Raw genomic sequence first — 18,636 nt, forward strand, 5'->3', positions numbered from 1 at the left:
GCAGCCCCGCCTGCCCGCCGGTGACAGGAACCAGGGGGACACGATGAGCGAAAAGGCCCGCAAGCTGTTCGAGGCGCTCGACCTCGACCACAACGGGACCCTGACCCGCGACGAGGTGATCATCGCCCTGCGGACGAAGGGCCCGACGCTCGCCGCGTCGGGGGATCTGCCGTTCTGGGCCCTGGGAGACGCCGACGCCTCGTCCGCCCTGTTCGACGCCGCCGACCAGAACGGGGACGCGGTACTGACCCTGGAGGAGTTCGCGGCGGTGGTGGACCGCCGTTTCGGCTGGCACTGAGGCGAGGAAGTGCGGCACGGGGGCAGTTCCGTTCAGCTCCCGTCAGTCAGCTCCGAGCCGGGGTGAGCGCCCCGTCCGGCACGCGCTCGTCGGGCTTCCTTCCGTCGAGGATTCGTCCCCGTGCCGATACCGCGGCCGGAGTGAGGTCGTCCGGTCGGGGAGGTAGGTGCGCCCCATCAGGCGGCGCAACGGGGTGACGCGGCTGCGGATCTGTGCGGACTTGCCGGTGTTCATGGAGCCACCCTGCGTCGCGGCAGCCCGGACAGCCAGGTCCCTCCGGCGCGCAGGATCACCGGTCCCGGTAGCAGTGCCACCACGATCACCGGGAATACGCCGGCCGCCGACGTTCCACCCACCCGAACACCATCACCGATCCCGCCGCCGCGAACGCGCACCAGGTGGAGACGAACTCCAGCCGCCACAGCGTCCAGCTCACCAGCGCACCCGCCGCGGCCAGGACGCCGAGCCTCCTCAGCAGGCGGTCGCCGGAGAGCAGGAACGCGCCGACCGTGGCCAGCAGATAGCCCGCGGCAAGTAATCCGGCGTGCGGCAACCCGATGACGTAGCCGACGGTGTGACCGCGGATCTCGGCCCGCACCGGTCGGGTGGCGATGCTGTACGCAAGCGCGGCGGCGGTCGCGAGGCCGGCGACGAGGGGAATCGCCGACCGGGCTCCGGCCTGCCGCGGCACGGCGCAGGCCACGGCCACCGGCACCCACACCGCCAACAGCGGAAAGGCGATCACGGCCCAGGCGACGGTGGCCGGTCCCGTGCCCCCTCCGACATGCCAGACCCAGGCCTCGACCAGCTGATGAACCCCGAGCAGCAACGGCAGCGTGGCAAGCGGCAGATCCCCCGTCCGCTGCGTCCGCGCCACGCAGGCCACACCGACGCAGGCGATCCCGGCACCCGCGACGAGATCGGCCGTAGCACTCCAGCACATGGCACCACCATGGCGTCGACCGTGCCGCGACGCCATGAGACGCCGATGTGTCCAAGGAGCGGCCCACTCTTCGAAAAGAGCACGAGCCCAGGCCACCCACCGCGTTCGCTTCTATGGTGGGGACCACACACTGACGGCCGGCGCCGAGGCAGGCAGGGCATGAGGGAACCGCAACAGATCGACTACGCGGCGGTCTTCCAGGCCCTGCCCGGCATGGTGGCCCTGCTCACCCCCGACCTCGTCTACGTCGACGCCAACGACGACTTCGTACAACTGGCCGGGCGCCCCCGTGAGCAGCTGCTGGGCCGCTACATCTTCGACGTCTTCCCCGAGAACCCGAACGATCCGGCCGCGGCCGGCATGCGGGAGACCCGGGAGTCGATGCTGCGCGTGGTGGCCACCGGCGAGCGCGACACCATGGCCGTGCTCCGCTACGACATCCAGGACGCCGAGCGCCCCGGCCACTGGCGGGAGCATTTCTGGAGCCCGGTCAACGCCCCCGTCCTCAGCCCCGACGGGCAGGTGGCACTGGTCCTGCACCGGGTGGAGGAGGTCACCGAGCTCCTTCACGCCACCGGCGTCCGGGCCGACAGCGGCCGGGCGCGCGTGCTGGAGGCCGAGCTCTACACCCGGGCCCGGGAACTGCAGGACGTCAACGAACGGCTGCGCAAGGCCCACGCCCATGAACGCGAGGTCGCCCTCGCCCTGCAGACGGCGATGATGCCCGCGCCGAGACACACCGGACAGCACCCGGCGGCCGTGCGCTACCGGCCCGCCGTCGGCGGCCTGAACGTGTGCGGCGACTGGTACGACCTGGTGGACCTGCCCGTCGGCCGCATGGCGGTCGCCGTCGGCGACGTCGTCGGCAACGGCCTGGCGGCCGCCTGCGCCATGGGCCAGCTGCGCAGCGCCCTGAGTGCGGCCACGCGTGTCGCCGAGGGCCCGGCGCAGGCCCTGGAAGTCCTCGACATGTACGCCTCCTCGGTCGACGGGGCCGAGTCCACCACGGTGGCGACGACCTTCATCGACTGGAACAGCCGCACCATCACCTACAGCTGCGCCGGCCACCCGCCGCCCGCCATGCTGCGCTCCGACGGCACCGTGGTCTTCCTGGACCAGGCCACCGACCCGCCGATCGACGCCCGCCCCGAGCACGTCGAGCGCCCCCAGGCGCGCGCCCCCTTCGCCGAGGGCGACACCCTGGTGCTGTACACCGACGGCCTGATCGAGCGGCGCGGCGAGGACATCGACACCGGCCTGGGCCGCCTCGCCGACTGTCTGGCCCGCCACGGCCGGGCCGCGAGCGAGCCCCTGGCCGACGCCCTGCTGGCCGACCTCCTGCCCGCCACGGGCAACACGGACGACACCGCCCTGGTCGTCGTCGGCCTGTGACCCGTTCGCCGGGCACGCCCGGGTCAGTACTGCACATGGCACCTCCGGCGTCCCCCAAAGCGCGAAAGACCTCCTCCTTTGACATCGTCGCGGGTCTTTGCGGCTAGGGCCTGTTGCGAAAGTGGCGTCTGCCTCACGACGCCCGGCCACGCACTCTCGCCGCACCGCCCGAAAGCCCGAGTACGCCCAGTACGAGGGCTTCCGGGCGGCCCGCCGAGAGCACGCACCGGACGCCGCGCGGCCGCCCTTCGGGCGACGACGCCACTTTCACAACAGGCCCTAGGCCGCCTACGGATTGGCCGCAGTCTCACCCGTCACTGAAGGAGGTACACCGCATGGTCGGCAGACATGCCGCGGGCACGCGCCGCGCAGCCCTGACCGCACTCGGCGCACTCGTACTCACCGGACTCCCCGCCGCCGCGGAGGCCGCGCCGCCCCCCGCGCCGGGGCCCGCGCGCACCACCACCGCCGCACACACGCTCGGCGCCGACAGGCCGTCGGCCCAGGTGCTGCGTGCGATGGTGCGCGACCTGAGGCTGACGCGGTCGCAGGCGGTCGCCCGGTTGGTCAACGAAGCCGAGGCGGGCGCCCGTGCGGGCCGCCTCCACAACGCCCTGGGCGGGCACTTCGCCGGGGCCTGGGTGAGCGGCGCGACCTCCGCCGAACTCACCGTCGCCACCACCGACGCGGCGGACGTGACCGCCATCCGGGCCCAGGGCGCGAAGGCCACGGTCGTCAAGACGCCGTTGAGCACGCTGCAGACCGTCAAGGAGAAGCTGGACGCGGCCGCGCGCCGCGTCCGGAGCCGCGACACACCGGTCTGGTACGTCGACGTACCGACGAACCGGGTCGTGGTCGAGGCGAGGAGCCGGTCGGCCGCCACCGCCTTCGTCAAGGCCGCGGGCGTCGAGGGGCGGGGCGTGGCCGTGCGGGTGACGGCGGTCCGGCCCCGGCTGATGACGGACATCGTCGGCGGTGACGCCTACTACATCGACGCCACCGCCCGCTGCTCCGTCGGCTTCTCCGTCTCCAAGGGCCAGCAGCAGGGCTTCGCCTCCGCCGGCCACTGCGGCACGCCCGGCGCGAAGACCACGGGCTACGACAAGGCCGACCAGGGCACGTTCCAGGCGTCCACGTTCCCCGGCAAGGACATGTCCTGGGTGGGTGTCAACAGCAACTGGACCGCCACGCCCGACATCAAGGGACAGGGCGGGCAGCGGACGCAGATCGCCGGCTCGGTGCAGGCACTGGTCGGGGCGTCGGTCTGCCGGTCCGGTTCCACCACCGGATGGCACTGCGGCACCATCCAGCAGTTGTCCGCGACCGTCGACTACGCCGAGGGCACCGTCAGCGGTCTGACCCGGACCAACGTGTGCACCGAGCCGGGTGACTCCGGCGGCCCCTTCGTCTCCGGCGCCCAGGCCCAGGGCGTCACCTCCGGAGGTTCGGGTGACTGCACGAGAGGTGGGACGACCTTCTTCCAGCCGGTCAACCCGATCCTGAGCGACTTCGGCCTGACCCTGAAGACCGCGGCCGGCCAGGCCGGTGCCCCGGCCCCGCAGGACAACGCGGCGGCGGACGCCTGGTTCGCCGGTCGCGTCTACGAGGTGGGGACGACGGTGACCCACGCGGGCGTGCGCTACCAGTGCCTGCAGAGCCACCAGGCGCAGGGAACGTGGTCGCCGGAAGACACTCCGGCCCTGTGGCAGCGGATGTAGCGGTCATACGACTCGTACGGCCCATACGGCACTGCCGGTGCGGGGGCGTGGCTCCCGCACCGTCCGCCTCTCCCCCACAGCTCCCGCATCTCCTACAGCTCCGCGAGGAGTTCGTACGCGATGGTGACGAACGGGTCGTGGGCACGGAAGCGGCGCGTGCACAGTGCGGCCAGGGCCGTGCCGGTGTCCGGCCTGAAGCCCAGGAAGGCCTGCTGGCCCAGGGTGGCCCCGCCGTGGAAGTACATGGGTCCGGCGTCGGTGGGGTGCCTGAACCACGCCATGGTGTGTACGTGCACGTGCCCCGGACCACGTCGTAGCACCGGTGTGCGGACCGACCACAGGGCGCCCGGCAGCGGGGAACCGGACGGGTCGAGGTGGGCTTCGAGGAAGGTGAGCAGGTCGTGGGGGGTGGCCCGGACGGCACCCGCCGCCTGGAAGCCGCCCGCGTCGAAGGCGGGCACGGGTGTGCGGCCGTCCTTGCCGTGCCCCACGGCGTCGGTGTCCGGGCCACGGGCTCGCAGCGCGGTGTCGCCGAGGGCGAGCGGACGCAGGACGTGTTCGGTGAGCAGGTCCTCCCACGGCGTGCCGGTCGCCGCCGCGACGGCGTGACCGAGCACGGCGACACCGAAGTTGGAGTACCGCCAGCGGGTGCCGGGCCGGTGCCCGGGCCGATGGCGCAGGAACGCCTCGACCACACGCCCGGCCGGGTAGCGGGCGTAGGGGGCGGTGTGCCAGGCGGGCAGGGCCCGGACGTAGAAGTCGGCGGGCAGCCCGGGCAGTCCGGAGGTGTGGGTGAGGAGGTGGGCGAGCGTCACCGGGGACGCTTCGGTCCGCCTGGCCGGGTCCAGGCAGGCGGCGGCCGGCTCGCCGCCGGACAGCAGACCGCGCCGGATCAGCTGTGCCAGCGCCAGTCCGGTGAACGTCTTCGAGGCGGACCCGAGTTCGTAGCGCAGGTTGTGACGGGGCGTCGACGTTGGCGGGGCGCTGCCGCCGCCGTGGAGGGTGCGGCGACCGTGCCGGGAGACGGCGAAGACGGCGTCGGGTGCGTCGACGGCGGCCACGGCCGCGACCAGCCGCTGGTGCAACTCCGCGTCGGTGGTGCCCACTTCGCCGCTGCCGGGCCGATCGCCCGCCGGGAGGTCCGCCTCGTCGTGCGGGTCTCCCGGCCAGGGCTCTGTCCGGGTGGCCGCGAGGATCCGGGTGGTCATGAGGGGGCGTGCGCCAGCTCGGTCAGGGCGCGGGAGGTGGCCAGTACGGAGGCGAAGGCGGCGACCAGTGTGGGGTGGTACACGAGGTCGAAGACCTCGTCGGGATCGCCCTCGGGCATGTCCCGTACGGCGGGCATGGCGCCGTCGGGCCGCTGCGCGGCGGCGAACGCCTCCCAGGCCCGCTCGTCGAGGGTGGGGCGGGGCAGACAGGCGTCCACGACGAGGAGTTCGCCGAGCAGGTCCCAGCGCTTCAGGTCCAGCCAGTCGTCGATCCAGACTGGCAGCCAGGTGGCGAGGTAGTCGGCGATGTCCGGCGGCAGCCCGTCGGGGTTCTCGCCCCAGTCGGTGAGGTGGAACACCGTGTGGGTGACGTCGTAGGCGATGTGCCCGGAGACTGTCCAGGGCTCGGGTGTGCGGGCCAGCCAGGTCGCGCCGACGAGGTCCGCCTCCGGCGGGCGGGGCGGGAGGCCGAAGCGGCGCTGGAACGCGGACATTCCCAGGCGCCGGGTCGGGTCGAGTTCGAGGGACGCCCAGCTGCGCAGCCCGTGGTTAAGGACGGTGGCGCGCTCCACCTCTGGCTCGCTGTACCCCAGTTCCTTGTAGGGGAGGTACACCTCGAACGGGACGGGTGAGAGCGGCTCGATGCGCTGGCCGCGGGCCAGCATGCGGCCGCCGTCCAGTGTGTGCCGCCAGGTGTGGTCCACCAACCGCCGTGCCAGTTCGGCCTGTTGTGATCCGGCGACGCCCTCGCGGAACAGAACCCGGCAGATCAGGGCGAGTTCACCGACCGGCTTGAACCGCTCCAGGAATCCCACTTCCGGATCGACGTCGGCTTCCAGACGGAATCCGTCGCGATGGGCCCACAGCCACTCCAGGGCGCGGACGCCGACGGTGTGCAGGAGACGGGTGTCGGTCATCCGGGCACTCCTTCGAGACGGCCGGTGAGGCACTCGACCGTCAGTGCCGCCGCGAAGGCGGCCATCAGGGTGGAGTGGTAGCAGTGGAGGAACTCCGGCTCGGCGTATGTTCCGGGGTCGTGACCGGGGTCCGGGTCGTCCACCCGGAGCGCGCCCGAGTCGTGTTGTGCCCGCGCGATCCGGGTCCAGGCGTCGTGGAGCATCGCCGGGTCGGGCGGGCGGGGCAGGCTCGCCGCCACGATCAGCAGTTCGCAGCCGAGGTCCCACATCCCGGCGTCGAGGCAGCCGTCGAGCCACGGCGGCAGCCAGTCGGCCAGGTAGGCGGCGAGGTCCGCGGGGATGCCCTGCGGGGTGCGACTCCAGTCGGTGAGGTGGAAGACGACGTGGGTGAGCGCGTATCCGGACGAGCGCTCGAACATCCATGGTTCCGGCAGTCCGCCCAGCCAGGTGCGGTTCAGTGCCTGTGCGGCCTGCTCGGGCCGTTGGATGCCGCTGCGCCGCTCGGCGCCCAGCAGACCGAGCCGGCGGGTCGGTTCCTGCTCGGTGAGCCGCCAGCCGCGGGTGCGGGCCACCGTCGCGGCGGCCGTCTCGTACCCTGCGTGCCGCAGCCCGGCACCGGCGAAGACGGAGTACACCTCCAGCGGGTACGTGGCGAAGGGCTCCAGCCTCTGCAACCGCAGGAACAACTCGCCTTCGCCCGTCTGCTGCCAGGCGAACGTCAACAGGTCGGACACGCAGGCGTGCAGCGGGTCCGAGGGCTCCGTGTGCAGACGCACGCTGGCGCAGGTCTGGGCCAGTTCGCCGAGCGGTTTCCAGGTGCGGTCGACCTGGCCGTCGGCGGTGAGGGCGTCGTCCCGGAGCGCGAAGTCGTCGCGGTGCGCGGACACCCAGGCGAGTGCGGCGACCTCCACGTCCCGGGCCGTCCGGAGGTCGGCTGCGGTCATACGAGCGCTCCGGCCCACCGCATCGCGCGGGCCGCCTCCACCTGCAGCGCCACGCGCGGATCGCTGCCGCCCATCAGCTCCACGAAGTCCAGCCCGCTCTCCAGCCCGAGCGTGTCCGGCACCCCGTCCAGCAGGGTCAGCCAGCGTCCGGCGCCGGCGGCCTGCTGCCAGTCCCTGCGGCGCACCGCGCGGACGAAGCCCCGGGCGACGTCGGCCGGGCGGCTTTGCGCCGCACGGGCCACCGCACCGGCCACCACGCGGTCCTCGCCCGGCACCGCCAGCGGCGCCAGGACGGCGAGTTGGTGCGTCAGGACCTGCCAGGTGGCTCCGTCGAGCCAGCGGGTGTCGGGTTCCGGGTCCGTCTCGTTCATGGGTGCGGAGGGTGCGGTCGGGTCGAGTCCGCGCAGTGTGCGGCTCATGGCCCAGTGGCTCCACATGACGGTGGGCGCCGCGTCGTCTCGGGGCGGGAAGGCCGCCACGGTCCGCCGGAACGCTTCGAGGGTCTCCGGGGCGGGCGGGGTCCGGGTCAGGACGTGCGGCAGCAGCAGGTCCGCTCCCAGTACGCGCACGGCGGCGAGGGCGAGGCTGCCCTCGGGGCCGTCGGGCGAACCGCTGCCGGGCAGCCCGACGTGGTCTCCGCCGCGGAGGGCGCAGACCACGTCGGACGAGAGGTCCTGCACCGCGCCCTGCAGGAGGGCGGAAGTGCCTGACTGCTCCATTCAGCTGCTCCCGTCGGCTCGCTCAGCCCTTCTTGGGGCGGGGGGTCGGCGGCGACAGCAGCAGCTTCGTCTCTCCGGAGAGAAGCGCCAGCGCGGCGCACTCGCGACTGTCACGGTAGACGCCGTCGGGCTCGGCGGGGTCGAGGGCCGACTCGATGTCGACGCTCTGGATCCCCGTGGGTTCCGCGACCGTCCTGTCCGTGGAAGGCATACGACCATCTCCTCTGGGTTGCCTACCAGTCCTCGTAACCCAGAGCACCACAACGCCACAGAGCGCGCAAATGGTCACAGAGGCCGCATTGGTAACCCTTTCAACAACGCGTCCGGGCCGCCCGTACCCAACTGGGCATCCCCACGCACGTGTTGGCGAGCGGCTGCGGTGTCACAGGTATTCGGTGGCGGCGTCCAGCAGCCAGTCCGTGAGATAGCCGGCGAAGGACGAACGCACCAGTACCCAGAATCCGCCGCGGGGTTCGTCCCGGGCGACCAGTACGACCTGGGTACGGCCCAGGCTCGTCTGGGCGCAGCGTCCGGTGCCGAAGGCGCGCGGGTGCAGGTCGAGCGCGCAGCCGTGGGCCAGCAGGTCACGGGCCCGGGGGCCCGCGACCAGGAGCGTGGTGCGCTGGGCGGAGACGTCGGTGACGGAGACGGAGGCGGCCTCGTCCGCGGCGGCCTCCCGGATCCGGCCCTCCAGGTCCCGCCGACTGTCCGGCGGGCCCACCACCAGCCATTCGTCCGGGCCGAGCCACAGTGCCGTCAACTCCCCCGCGCGGACGACCGTGTCGGGTTCGAGGGGCAGTTGCAGGCCCAGCGCGAGGCCGACCGCGTCCGCCGCTCCTCCCTTGGCGTCGAGACGGACGTTCACCTGGGCCAGGAAGGGGAGTTCGGCCAGCCGAACCGCGCCCCGGGAGGCGCGTGTGGCGGCGGCAAGCCGGTCGGCGGCGTGTGCCAGGGGGCTGCGGGGCGGGGCGGAGAGCCTGGTGTCAGCCATCGCGGCGGGCTCCCTCGGGGTCGTAGAGGACGGGGCTTGCGACCGTCACCGGAACCAGCCGGTCGCCCACGGGTGCGTAGAGCCGCTCGCCGATGCGCTCCCGGCCGCCCTTGACCAGGGCCAGCGCGAAGGTGCGACCGAGGGCGGCGCTGCGGTAGCTGGAGGTGACATGGCCGAGCATCGGGACGGGCGGCGCGGGCAGCACGCCGTCGGCGACCAACTGTGTGCCCTCGGGGAGGAAGGTGCCCGGGTCCTCGGGGAGCAGGCCCACCAGGTGCTTGCGGTCGGGGCGGACGGCGTCGGCGCGGGCGAAGGAACGCTTGCCGATGAAGTCGGGCTTCTTCTTCGACACCGCCCAGCTCATGCCGAGGTCCTGCGGGGTGACCGTGCCGTCGGTGTCCTGGCCGATGATCGGGTAGCCCTTCTCGGCGCGCAGGACGTGCATGGTCTCGGTGCCGTAGGGGGTGATGCCGTGCGGGGCGCCGGCCTCGTACAGCGCTTCCCAGAGGGCGAGCGCCTCCCACGGTGACACGTTGATCTCGTAGGCGAGTTCGCCGGAGAAGCTGATCCGGCAGACCCGGGCCTCGATGCCCGCGACGGTCGTCTCGCGCCAGGCCATGAACGGGAAGTCGTCGTTCTCCACGGCGAGTTGAGGTGCGAGCGCGCCGAGGACCGCGCGGGACTCGGGGCCGACCAGGGCGACGGTGGCCCACTGCTCGGTCACGGAGGTGCAGTGCACCTTCAGCTCCGGCCACTCCGTCTGCAGCCACTCCTCCATCCAGTCCAGTACGGCGGCCGCGTTGCCCGTGGTCGTGGTGACCAGGAAGCGGTCCTGGGCCAGGCGGATGACCGTGCCGTCGTCGAAGACCATGCCGTCCGGGTGGCACATCACGCCGTAGCGGATCATGCCGACCTTCAGATTGCTCATCATGTTGGTGTAGAGCCGGTCGAGCAGGACGGCCGCGTCCGGGCCCTGTACGTCGATCTTGCCGAGGGTGGAGGCGTCCATGAAGGCGACGCCCTCGCGGGCGGCGGCGCATTCGCGCAGCACGGCCGTCTCCATGTCCTCGCCGTCCTGCGGGTAGTACCAGGGGCGCTTCCACTGGCCGACGTTCTCGAAGAGTGCGCCGTGCGCAACGTGCCAGTGGTGCAGGGCAGTTGTGCGGACCGGGTCGGACAGCGCGCCACGGTCGCGTCCTGCGAGCGCGGCAAAGGAGACCGGAGCGTACGGGGGACGGAAGGTGGTCGTGCCCAGCGCGGAGATGTCCACGCCGAGCAGTTCGGCCACGACGCCGCTGGCCAGGACACCGGAGGTCTTGCCCTGGTCGTTGGCCGTGCCGGCTGTCGTGTAGCGCTTGGTGTGCTCGACCGAGCGCATTCCGGCGCCCGTCGAGCGGGTCAGGTCGTCGACGGTGACGTCGCGTTGGAGGTCGACGAAACGGGGGGCGCCTTCCCGGCCGGGCACGGTGAACACCTGCATGGGAGGCGTCGGCCGTGGTTGGGCGGGCACCTGCGGGAGCGCGGGAGGACCGGCCGCACAGCCCTCGGCCTCGATCGCTCGGGCCCCGGCGGCCGCGCCCTGCGCGACGACGGCGTCCAGGTCGAACACACCGCTCGCGCTGCCCGCGACCTCGACGGCCTGGCGGCAGGTGTCGGGGACGAAGGTGCCGAGGGCGTCGTCGTGGCGCAGCCTGCCGCCCGCCTGGCTGAACAGGTGCGCGACGGGGTTCCAGCCGCCGGAGACCAGCAGCAGGTCGATGGCGAACTCCCGCTCCCCCGTGGTCTTTCCGTACGGGGCGACGGTCACCGCCGTCAGCCGCGCCTCGCCCTCCGTGCCGGTGACGGCGTGCCCCGCCAGCACCTCGATGCCGGCCGCACCGGCACGCTCCGCCCACTCCCCCGGCTCCGCGCGGGTGTCGACGATCGCCGTGACGTCCACGCCGGCTCTGTGCAGGTCCAACGCCGCCGCGTACGCGCTGTCGTTGGTGGTGAACACGACGGCGTGGCGGCCGGGCAGGACCGCGTGACGGTTGACGTAGGTGCGGGCCGAGGCGGCCAGCATCACGCCGGGGCGGTCGTTGTCGGCGAAGGCCAGTGAGCGCTCGTGGGCTCCGGTGGCGAGGACGACGCGGCGGGCCCGGATGCGGTGGACGCGCTCGCGGGAGACGTTGTCGGGGGCGGCGGCACCGAGGTGGTTGGTGCGGCGTTCCACGGCGAGGAGGTGGTTGTCGTCGTAGTAGCCGAAGACGGTGGTGCGACGCAGGACACGGACGTCGGGGGCGGCGTCGAGCTGTGCGGTGATCTCGGCCGCCCAGTCCCGGAGTTCGCCCGTGCCGAGGAGGCTGCCGCCGGTCTCCGGCTGGTCGTCGGCGACGATGACGCGAGCGCCGCTGCCGGCTGCCGCGGCCGCCGCCGCGAGGCCGGCCGGTCCCGCGCCGACGATCAGCAGGTCGCAGTGGGTGTGTACGGCGTCGTAGCGGGCGGGGTCCGGTTCGGTGGCGAGGCGCCCCTGGCCGGGGAGGCCGGTGGCGACCAGGCCGTCGTAGAGCTCGACGGTCGTGGCGGGGAGCATCGGCTCGGGGAAGGGTTTCTCGATCTGGACAACGGCGTTCGGTTCTTCGACGCCGGCGGAGAAGATGCCGCGGGGGCGGCCCAGCTTGATGCTGGTGCCGGCCTGGATGACGCCGTTGGCCAGGAGGGCGGAGGCGAGGGTGTCGCCGCGGAAGCCCTGGTACTCGGTGCCGTCGAAGACGAAGGTGAGGGGGGCGTTACGGTCGACTCGGCCGCCGGAGGCCAGGCGGTGCGGTTGGCTGGCGAGCCGTGCCGGGGGCTCTGCCCCCGGGCCCCCGGTCGGCCCTGAACAGGCCTCGTCCTCAAACTCCCCCAGCCGGACTGGATGTGCCGGACTCGGCTCAGGAGTGACCGCCTGCGAGGCAGGGGTGGCCTGACTCGGCCCAGTAGTGGCCGGTCGCTCCTCCCCTGCCCGGTACACCGTCAGGAGTTCGTTCGTCGAGGTGTCCCGTACCGCGTTGAACCAGCGGCGGCAGCCCGCCGCGTGGCTCCAGCGTTCCGCGAAGGGGCCCTTGGGGTTGGCGCGGAAGAAGAGGTACCGGGCCCACTCCTCATCGGTCAGGGCCGCGGGGTTCTCCGGGTACGGCACATGGGCCTGGCCGCCGTAGTGGAACTCGGCCTCGTCGCGGGGCCCGCACCACGGGCAGGGGATGAGCAGCATGGGTTCGGCTCCCTAGTGGGCCACCGCGGCCGCGCCGTGCTCGTCGACGAGCGCGCCGGTGGTGAAACGGTCGAGCGAGAAGGGGGCGTTGAGAGGGTGGGGGGTGTCGTGGGCGATGGTGTGTGCGTAGACCGAGCCGACGCCCGGGGTGGCCTTGAAGCCGCCCGTGCCCCAGCCGCAGTTGAGGTAGAGGTTGTCCACCGGGGTGAGGCCGACGATCGGCGAGGCGTCCGGGGTGACGTCGACGATGCCGCCCCAGGTGCGCAGGACATGTGCGCGGGCGAAGACCGGGAAGAGCTCCAGGGCCGCCGACATCTGCTCTTCGATGATGTGGAACGCGCCGCGCTGCGTGTAGGAGTTGTACGAGTCGATGCCCGCGCCCATGACCAGCTCGCCCTTGTGCGCCTGGCTCACGTACACGTGCACCGCGTTGGACATCACGACGGTCGGGTGCACCGGCTCCAGCAGTTCCGAGACCAGCGCCTGCAACGGATGGCTCTGGAGCGGGAGTTCGATGCCTGCCATGGCGGCGAGCACGGAGGTGTGGCCCGCCGAGCACAGCGCCACCTTGCCCGCCGCGATCGGGCCGAGAGTCGTCTGCACGCCGACCACCCGGCCGCCGACGATGTCGAGGCCGGTGACCTCGCAGTTCTGGATGATGTCGATCCCGGCGGCGTCCGCCGAGCGCGCCAGGCCCCAGGCGACGTGGTCGTGCTTGGCGATGCCGGCGCGCGGCTGGTAGGTGGCGCCGAGGACCGGATAGCGCACGTCCGGGGAGATGTTGACGATCGGGCACACCTCCCGGACCTGCTCGGCGTCGAGCCACTCGGCGTCCACGCCGTTCAGGCGGTTCGCCTCCACGCGGCGCACGCTGTCGCGGACGTCCTGGAGGCTGTGCGCCAGGTTCAGCACGCCGCGCTGGGAGAAGAGGATCGGGTAGTCGAGCTCGTCGGCGAGGCCCTCCCACAGCTTGAGGGCGTGCTCGTAGATGCCGGCGCTCTCGTCCCACAGGTAGTTGGAGCGGATGATGGTGGTGTTGCGGGCCATGTTGCCGCCCGCGAGCCAGCCCTTCTCCAGCACGGCCACATTGGTGATGCCGTGGTTCTTCGCCAGGTAGTGGGCGGTGGCCAGGCCGTGGCCGCCACCGCCCACGACGACGACGTCGTACGAGCGCTTGGGCTCGGGCGTGCGCCACAGCCAGTCGGGGTGCTCGGGGAGCTCGGCGCCGGGGGTGCGGGGGCTCATCGGACGTCTCCGCGTGTGGACGGATCGGACAGGTGCGGGTAGAGCGGGTGCTTGGCCGCCAGCGCCTGGGTGCGGGTGCGCAGGGCGGTGGTGTCCGGCTCCGGCTGGAGGGCGAGCGCGATCACGTCGGCGACCACCGTGAAGTCCTCCTCGGTGAAGCCGCGGGTCGCGAGCGCCGGGGTGCCGATGCGCAGGCCCGAGGTGACCATGGGCGGGCGCGGGTCGAAGGGCACGGCGTTGCGGTTGACGGTGATGCCGATCTCGTGGAGCAGGTCCTCGGCCTGGCGGCCGTCGAGTGCCGAGTCACGGAGGTCGACCAGGACGAGGTGCACGTCCGTGCCACCGGTCAGGACCTTCACCCCGGCCGTCGCCGCGTCCGGTTGCGTCAGGCGCTCGGCCAGGATGCGGGCGCCGGCCAGCGTACGGGCCTGGCGTTCGGTGAACTCCGGTGACGCGGCGACCTTGAAGGAGACCGCCTTCGCGGCGATGACGTGCTCCAGCGGGCCGCCCTGCATGCCGGGGAACACCGCCGAGTTGATCTTTTTCGCCAGGTCGGCCTCGTTGGTGAGGATGACTCCGCCGCGCGGACCGCCGAGCGTCTTGTGCGTCGTCGTGGTGGTGACATGGGCATGGGGTACGGGGTTGGGGTGCAGCCCGGCCGCGACGAGGCCCGCGAAGTGCGCCATGTCGACCATCAGCAGTGCGCCCACCTCGTCGGCGATCCGCCGGAAGGCCGCGAAGTCCAGCTGCCTCGGATACGCCGACCAGCCCGCGATGATCATCTTCGGGCGGTGTTCCTTGGCGAGCCGCTCGACCTCGTCCATGTCGACGAGGTTGTCCGCCTCGTCCACGTGGTACGGCACCACGTTGAGCATCTTGCCGCTGTAGTTGAGGCGCATGCCGTGGGTGAGGTGGCCGCCGTGCGCGAGGTCGAGGCCGAGGACGGTGTCGCCGGGCTGGAGCAGCGCGAAGAAGACGGCGGTGTTGGCCTGGGCGCCGGAGTGCGGCTGCACGTTGGCGAAGCCCGCACCGAAGAGGGACTTGACCCGCTCGATGGCCAACCGCTCGGTGACGTCGACGTGTTCGCAGCCGCCGTAGTAGCGGCGGCCGGGGTAGCCCTCGGCGTACTTGTTGGTCGCGACCGAGCCCTGGGCCTCCATCACGGCGGCCGGTGCGAAGTTCTCGGAGGCGATCATCTCCAGGGTGGACTGCTGGCGGTGCAGTTCGGCGCGCAGGGCCGCGTGGACCTCGGGGTCCAGCTCGGCCAGCGGGGTGTTCAGTGTGTTCATACGGCGTTCGCGTTCCTCTCAACGGCCTCGACGACGGTTGGCGAGCGTCGATCCCTCACCCGCGAAGACGGGACATCGTCGGGTCGAACAACGGCTCCTCGGCCACGACCGCCTCGACCCGCTCGTCGAAATAGCCGACGTGCAACGTCGTTCCAGGAGCGGCGAGTTCACTCGGCAGCCACGCATAGGCGATCCCCTTGCCGATCGTGTAGCCGTACGCCGCGCTGGTGACGTAGCCGACGGCGCGGTCACCGTCGTACACCGGCTCCTTGCCCATGACGACCGACCGTGGATCGCCGATGGTGAGGCAGGTCAGCTTCCGCCGTACGTCCGCCTTGCGCCGCTCCAGCGCCGCCTTGCCGATGAAGTCGTCCTTGTCGAGCTTGACGGCGAAGCCGACACCGGCCTCGTACGGGTCGTGCTCGTACGTCATGTCGGTGCCGAAGGAGCGGTAACCCTTCTCCAGGCGGAGGCTGTTGAAGGCGCCGCGCCCTGCGACGATGCCGCCGAGGGGCCTCGCCGCCTCCCACAGGGTGTCCCACAGCTTCTGGCCCTGGTCGGCGGTGGTGTAGAGCTCCCAGCCGAGCTCCCCCACGTACGACAGGCGCATGGCGGTGACGGGGACCGAGCCGATGTAGGCGCGCTTGGCGCGGAAGTACTTCAGGCCGGCACCGGAGAAGTCCTCGTCCGTCAGGGGCTGCAGGACCTTGCGGGCCAGCGGACCCCACAGGCCGACGCAGCAGGTACCGGGCGTGATGTCGCGGACCTGGACCGTGCCGTCGGCGGGGAGGTGGCGGGTGAACCAGTCGAGGTCGAGGTTGCCGTTGGCGCCGACCTGGAAGAGGTCGCGGGCCAGGCGGGCCACGGTGATGTCGCTGCGGATGCCGCCGTCGTGGTCGAGGAGCAGGGTGTACGTCACCGACCCGACCGACTTGGCGACCTTGCCGGTGACCAGCCGCTCCAGGAAGGCGGCGGCACCCGGGCCGGTCACCTCCAGGCGCTTGAGGGCCGTCATGTCGTACATCGCGACGGTCTCGCGGGTGACCTGGGCCTCGGCCCCGACGATGGGCGACCAGTACTGCGCCGCCCAGTCGTTCGGGGTGGGGATGGAACGGCCCTCCACCAGGCCCGCGTTGGCCTCGTACCACTGCGGGCGCTCCCAGCCGTTCGCCTCCAGGAAGAAGGCGCCCTGCTCCTGCTGGCGGGTGTGGAAGGGGCTGGTGCGGATCGGGCGCGGCTTCCCGGACGGCTGGAGGGGGTGGAGGATGTCGTAGACCTCCACGAAGTTCTGGCAGTCGCGGGCCAGGACGTACTCCGGGGAGAGCTGGTGCGGCTCGAAGCGGTTGACGTCGCACTCGTGCAGGTCGAAGGACGAGCAGTGGCCGTCGACCAGCCATTCGGCCATGGCCCGCCCGACGCCCGCGGAGTGCGTGACCCAGACCGCCTCGGCGACCCAGAAGCCCTTGACGTCCGGGGACTCGCCGAGCAGCGGGAAGTTGTCGGTGGTGAAGGAGAACAGGCCGTTGATGCCCTCCTCGACCTTGGCCTCCTGCGTCGCGGGGAGCAGGGACTGCGTCTCGGTCCAGGCGGGGGCGAAGTCGTCCTCGGTGAACTTCAGGACGGACGGCATGGCGTCGGCCTCGTCGACGGAGAGGATCTCGTCGGCGGTGGTGGGCATCGGGCGGTGGCCGTAGTAGCCGATGCCGATGCCGTCGAAGCGGTCGCGGTAGTAGAGGTCGGCGTCCTGGTGGCGCAGGATCGGGCGCACCGCCTCCTCGGTCCGCCCCGCGAGCGCCGGAACCGGGCCGGTCCAGGCGAGTTGGTGGGCGAGCGGGGTCAGCGGGAGGTTCATGCCGGCCATGCGGGCGATCTTCGGGCCCCAGATGCCGGCGCAGCACACGACGATGTCGGCGGGGATCTCGCCCTGGTCGGTGAGGACTCCGGTCACCTCGCCGTCGGCCTTCAGCACGTCGAGGACCTCGTGGCGGGGCAGGACGCGGACGCCGCGATCGGTGGCCCGGCGGATCTGCGCCTCGACGGCGAGGACGGCCTTGGCGAGGCCGTCGGTCGGGATCAGGAGGCCGCCGAGGACCCGGTCCCGGTTGACCAGGGGGTGCTGCTCGACGCACTCGTCGGTGGTCAGCAGGCGGGCTTCGATGCCCCAGGCGGTGATCCAGCCGTGGCGGCGCCGCAGTTCCGCGAGGCGCTCGGGGGTGGTCGCCACTTCGAGGCCGCCGACCTGCAGGAAGCAGGGCTTGCCGTCGACGTCGAGGGAGCAGAGCTTCTCGACGGTGTAGCGGGCCAGTTCGGTCATCGTCTTGGAGGAGTTGGTCTGGAAGACCAGGCCCGGGGCGTGCGAACTGGAGCCTCCCGTGGCGGGCAGCGGGCCCTGGTCGACCACGGTCACTTCGGTCCAGCCTCGCGCGGAGATCTCGTCCGCGAGCGCCGCTCCCACGACGCCCGCTCCGATGATCACCACTCGGGGTCCCGCCATCGCCGCACCTCCGAAATCAAAACCCTAGAGTTGCTGTCTGCGCAACATGGTTCAGGTTGCGCAACTCAATGTGCCTGTCGCGGGGAGGGGGTGTCAAGGGGTCCGTGATGTCGGAAAACGGCCCGGAACACAGACCGGTGCACAGGCCGAACACGGGCCGAACACGGGCCGGAACACGGCAATGCCCGGCGGGCGGTGCGTACGGCTACGCACCGCCCGCCGGGCATGTTCGACCGGCGTTTCCACCCGGGCCCGACCGGGCCCGTTTCCGCCCGGGACTACTTGATCCAGGCGTCCACCTTGTCCTTGTTGGCCTCGACCCACTTCTTCGCCGCCGCCTCGTCGGACAGCTTGTCCTGGGCGATGTACTTGGCGACCTCGTTCTGGTCGTCGTTCGTCCAGTTGAAATTCTTCACCAGGTTGTAGGCGGGGCTGCCCGACTTGGCGAACTTCGTGCTGACGATCTTGTTCAGGTTGTAGACCGGGTAGTCGCAGGCGACCTTCGCCGCGTCGGCGTCACAGCCCGTCTTGTATGGGGGCAGGCTGACCTTCTTCAGCGGGACCTCGGACAGGAACCACTGCGGCTCGTAGAAGTAGCCGATCACCCACTTCTTGTTCTTCTCGGCGTCCCGGAAGGCGGTGATGAGCGCGGCCTCACTGCCCGCGTACACCACCTTGAAGTCCAGGTTCAGGTTCTTGACCAGCGCCGCGTCGTTCGTGACGTACGACGGGTCACCGTCGAGGAGCTGGCCCTTGCCGCCCGACTCGGACGTCTTGAACTTCGACGCGTACTTGTCGAGGTTCTTCGAGTCGAGGATGTCGGGGTGCGCCTTGGCCAGCCACGGCGGCACGTACCAGCCGATGATGCCCTTGTTGCCGGTCTGGCCGGCGTCCACGGCGGTCTTCTGCTGGTCGATGTACTTCTTCACCAGGTCGGCGTGGCCCCAGTTCTCCAGGACCGCGTCGACCTCGCCGGTGCCGAAGCCCTGCCAGGCGATCTCTTCCTTCAGGTTCTTCTTGTTGACCGTGCAGCCGAGGTTGTGCTGCGCGACGTACGCGACGACCGCCGCGTCCGCCTCGTAGCCCACCCACGGGTTGACGGCCAGGTTGAAGGTGCCGCACCTGCCCGAGCTTCCCGAGCCCGCGGAGGAGCTGTCTCCGACCTTCGCCCCGCCGCACGCGGTGAGGGTGAGGCCGAGGACGGCCAGGCCGGCCGCGCCGGCTCGCCAGTGTCTTGCCATGGTGT

The 18,636-nt window shown here is 71.7% G+C and carries 15 protein-coding genes; 3 read left to right on the forward strand and 12 right to left on the reverse strand.

Translation table 11 applies throughout. The features are described from left to right. Window positions 1-43 precede the first annotated feature (43 nt). The gene (locus tag OG870_RS06665; protein ID WP_266527250.1) at window positions 44-298 is read left to right on the forward strand and encodes an EF-hand domain-containing protein; all 255 of its coding nucleotides are present in this window, start codon (window positions 44-46) and stop codon (window positions 296-298) included. Between the two features lie 319 nt (window positions 299-617). On the opposite strand, the gene OG870_RS06670 is transcribed toward OG870_RS06665, so the two are convergent. After that, window positions 618-1,241: a DUF6629 family protein gene (locus OG870_RS06670; protein ID WP_266527253.1), complete on the reverse strand. Its 624-nt coding sequence runs from the start codon at window positions 1,239-1,241 to the stop codon at window positions 618-620. Between the two features lie 159 nt (window positions 1,242-1,400). On the opposite strand from OG870_RS06670, the gene OG870_RS06675 reads away from it, so the two are divergent. Together OG870_RS06675 and OG870_RS06680 are read left to right on the forward strand one after the other, a co-directional pair. Continuing rightward, window positions 1,401-2,633 (forward strand): PP2C family protein-serine/threonine phosphatase, encoded by a 1,233-nt coding sequence (locus tag OG870_RS06675; RefSeq protein ID WP_266527256.1) that lies wholly within the window; start codon window positions 1,401-1,403, stop codon window positions 2,631-2,633. Between the two features lie 335 nt (window positions 2,634-2,968). Next, on the forward strand, window positions 2,969-4,351 hold the full coding sequence (locus OG870_RS06680) for an alpha-lytic protease prodomain-containing protein (RefSeq protein WP_266586379.1): 1,383 nt from the start codon (window positions 2,969-2,971) through the stop codon (window positions 4,349-4,351). Window positions 4,352-4,443: 92 nt separating this feature from the next. On the opposite strand, the gene OG870_RS06685 is transcribed toward OG870_RS06680, so the two are convergent. From OG870_RS06685 to OG870_RS06735, 11 genes are all read right to left on the reverse strand, one after another. Next, entirely contained in the window at window positions 4,444-5,559 is a 1,116-nt protein-coding gene (locus OG870_RS06685; protein ID WP_266586377.1) for a serine hydrolase domain-containing protein, read from the reverse strand. Beyond that, window positions 5,556-6,476: a DUF6895 family protein gene (locus tag OG870_RS06690; protein ID WP_266527265.1), complete on the reverse strand. Its 921-nt coding sequence runs from the start codon at window positions 6,474-6,476 to the stop codon at window positions 5,556-5,558. Before OG870_RS06690 ends, OG870_RS06685 begins: the two co-directional genes overlap by 4 nt. Then, window positions 6,473-7,420 carry a DUF6895 family protein gene (locus tag OG870_RS06695; RefSeq protein WP_266586375.1) on the reverse strand — a complete coding sequence of 316 codons (948 nt, stop codon included), beginning with the start codon at window positions 7,418-7,420 and terminating at the stop codon, window positions 6,473-6,475. The genes OG870_RS06690 and OG870_RS06695 overlap by 4 nt, the downstream gene beginning before the upstream one ends. Continuing rightward, the gene (locus OG870_RS06700) at window positions 7,417-8,139 is read right to left on the reverse strand and encodes a hypothetical protein (RefSeq protein WP_266527271.1); all 723 of its coding nucleotides are present in this window, start codon (window positions 8,137-8,139) and stop codon (window positions 7,417-7,419) included. The genes OG870_RS06695 and OG870_RS06700 overlap by 4 nt, the downstream gene beginning before the upstream one ends. Before the next feature lie 22 nt (window positions 8,140-8,161). After that, window positions 8,162-8,350, reverse strand: coding sequence for a hypothetical protein (locus OG870_RS06705; protein WP_266527274.1), 189 nt, complete (start codon window positions 8,348-8,350; stop codon window positions 8,162-8,164). Between the two features lie 171 nt (window positions 8,351-8,521). Beyond that, window positions 8,522-9,130 (reverse strand): sarcosine oxidase subunit gamma, encoded by a 609-nt coding sequence (locus tag OG870_RS06710; protein WP_266586373.1) that lies wholly within the window; start codon window positions 9,128-9,130, stop codon window positions 8,522-8,524. Then, window positions 9,123-12,362, reverse strand: coding sequence for a sarcosine oxidase subunit delta family protein (locus OG870_RS06715; protein ID WP_327690754.1), 3,240 nt, complete (start codon window positions 12,360-12,362; stop codon window positions 9,123-9,125). The genes OG870_RS06710 and OG870_RS06715 overlap by 8 nt, the downstream gene beginning before the upstream one ends. 12 nt (window positions 12,363-12,374) lie before the next feature. Continuing rightward, window positions 12,375-13,607 (reverse strand): sarcosine oxidase subunit beta family protein, encoded by a 1,233-nt coding sequence (locus tag OG870_RS06720; RefSeq protein WP_266527291.1) that lies wholly within the window; start codon window positions 13,605-13,607, stop codon window positions 12,375-12,377. Continuing rightward, window positions 13,604-14,896: a serine hydroxymethyltransferase gene (gene glyA, locus OG870_RS06725; protein ID WP_327690755.1), complete on the reverse strand. Its 1,293-nt coding sequence runs from the start codon at window positions 14,894-14,896 to the stop codon at window positions 13,604-13,606. Before glyA ends, OG870_RS06720 begins: the two co-directional genes overlap by 4 nt. Before the next feature lie 55 nt (window positions 14,897-14,951). After that, window positions 14,952-17,390 (reverse strand): GcvT family protein, encoded by a 2,439-nt coding sequence (locus OG870_RS06730; protein ID WP_327690756.1) that lies wholly within the window; start codon window positions 17,388-17,390, stop codon window positions 14,952-14,954. A 278-nt stretch (window positions 17,391-17,668) separates the two neighbouring features. Continuing rightward, the gene (locus tag OG870_RS06735; protein ID WP_266841610.1) at window positions 17,669-18,631 is read right to left on the reverse strand and encodes an ABC transporter substrate-binding protein; all 963 of its coding nucleotides are present in this window, start codon (window positions 18,629-18,631) and stop codon (window positions 17,669-17,671) included. Window positions 18,632-18,636: the final 5 nt, after the last annotated feature.

It is taken from the genome of Streptomyces sp. NBC_00461, from assembly GCF_036013935.1.
Classification (GTDB): domain Bacteria; phylum Actinomycetota; class Actinomycetes; order Streptomycetales; family Streptomycetaceae; genus Streptomyces.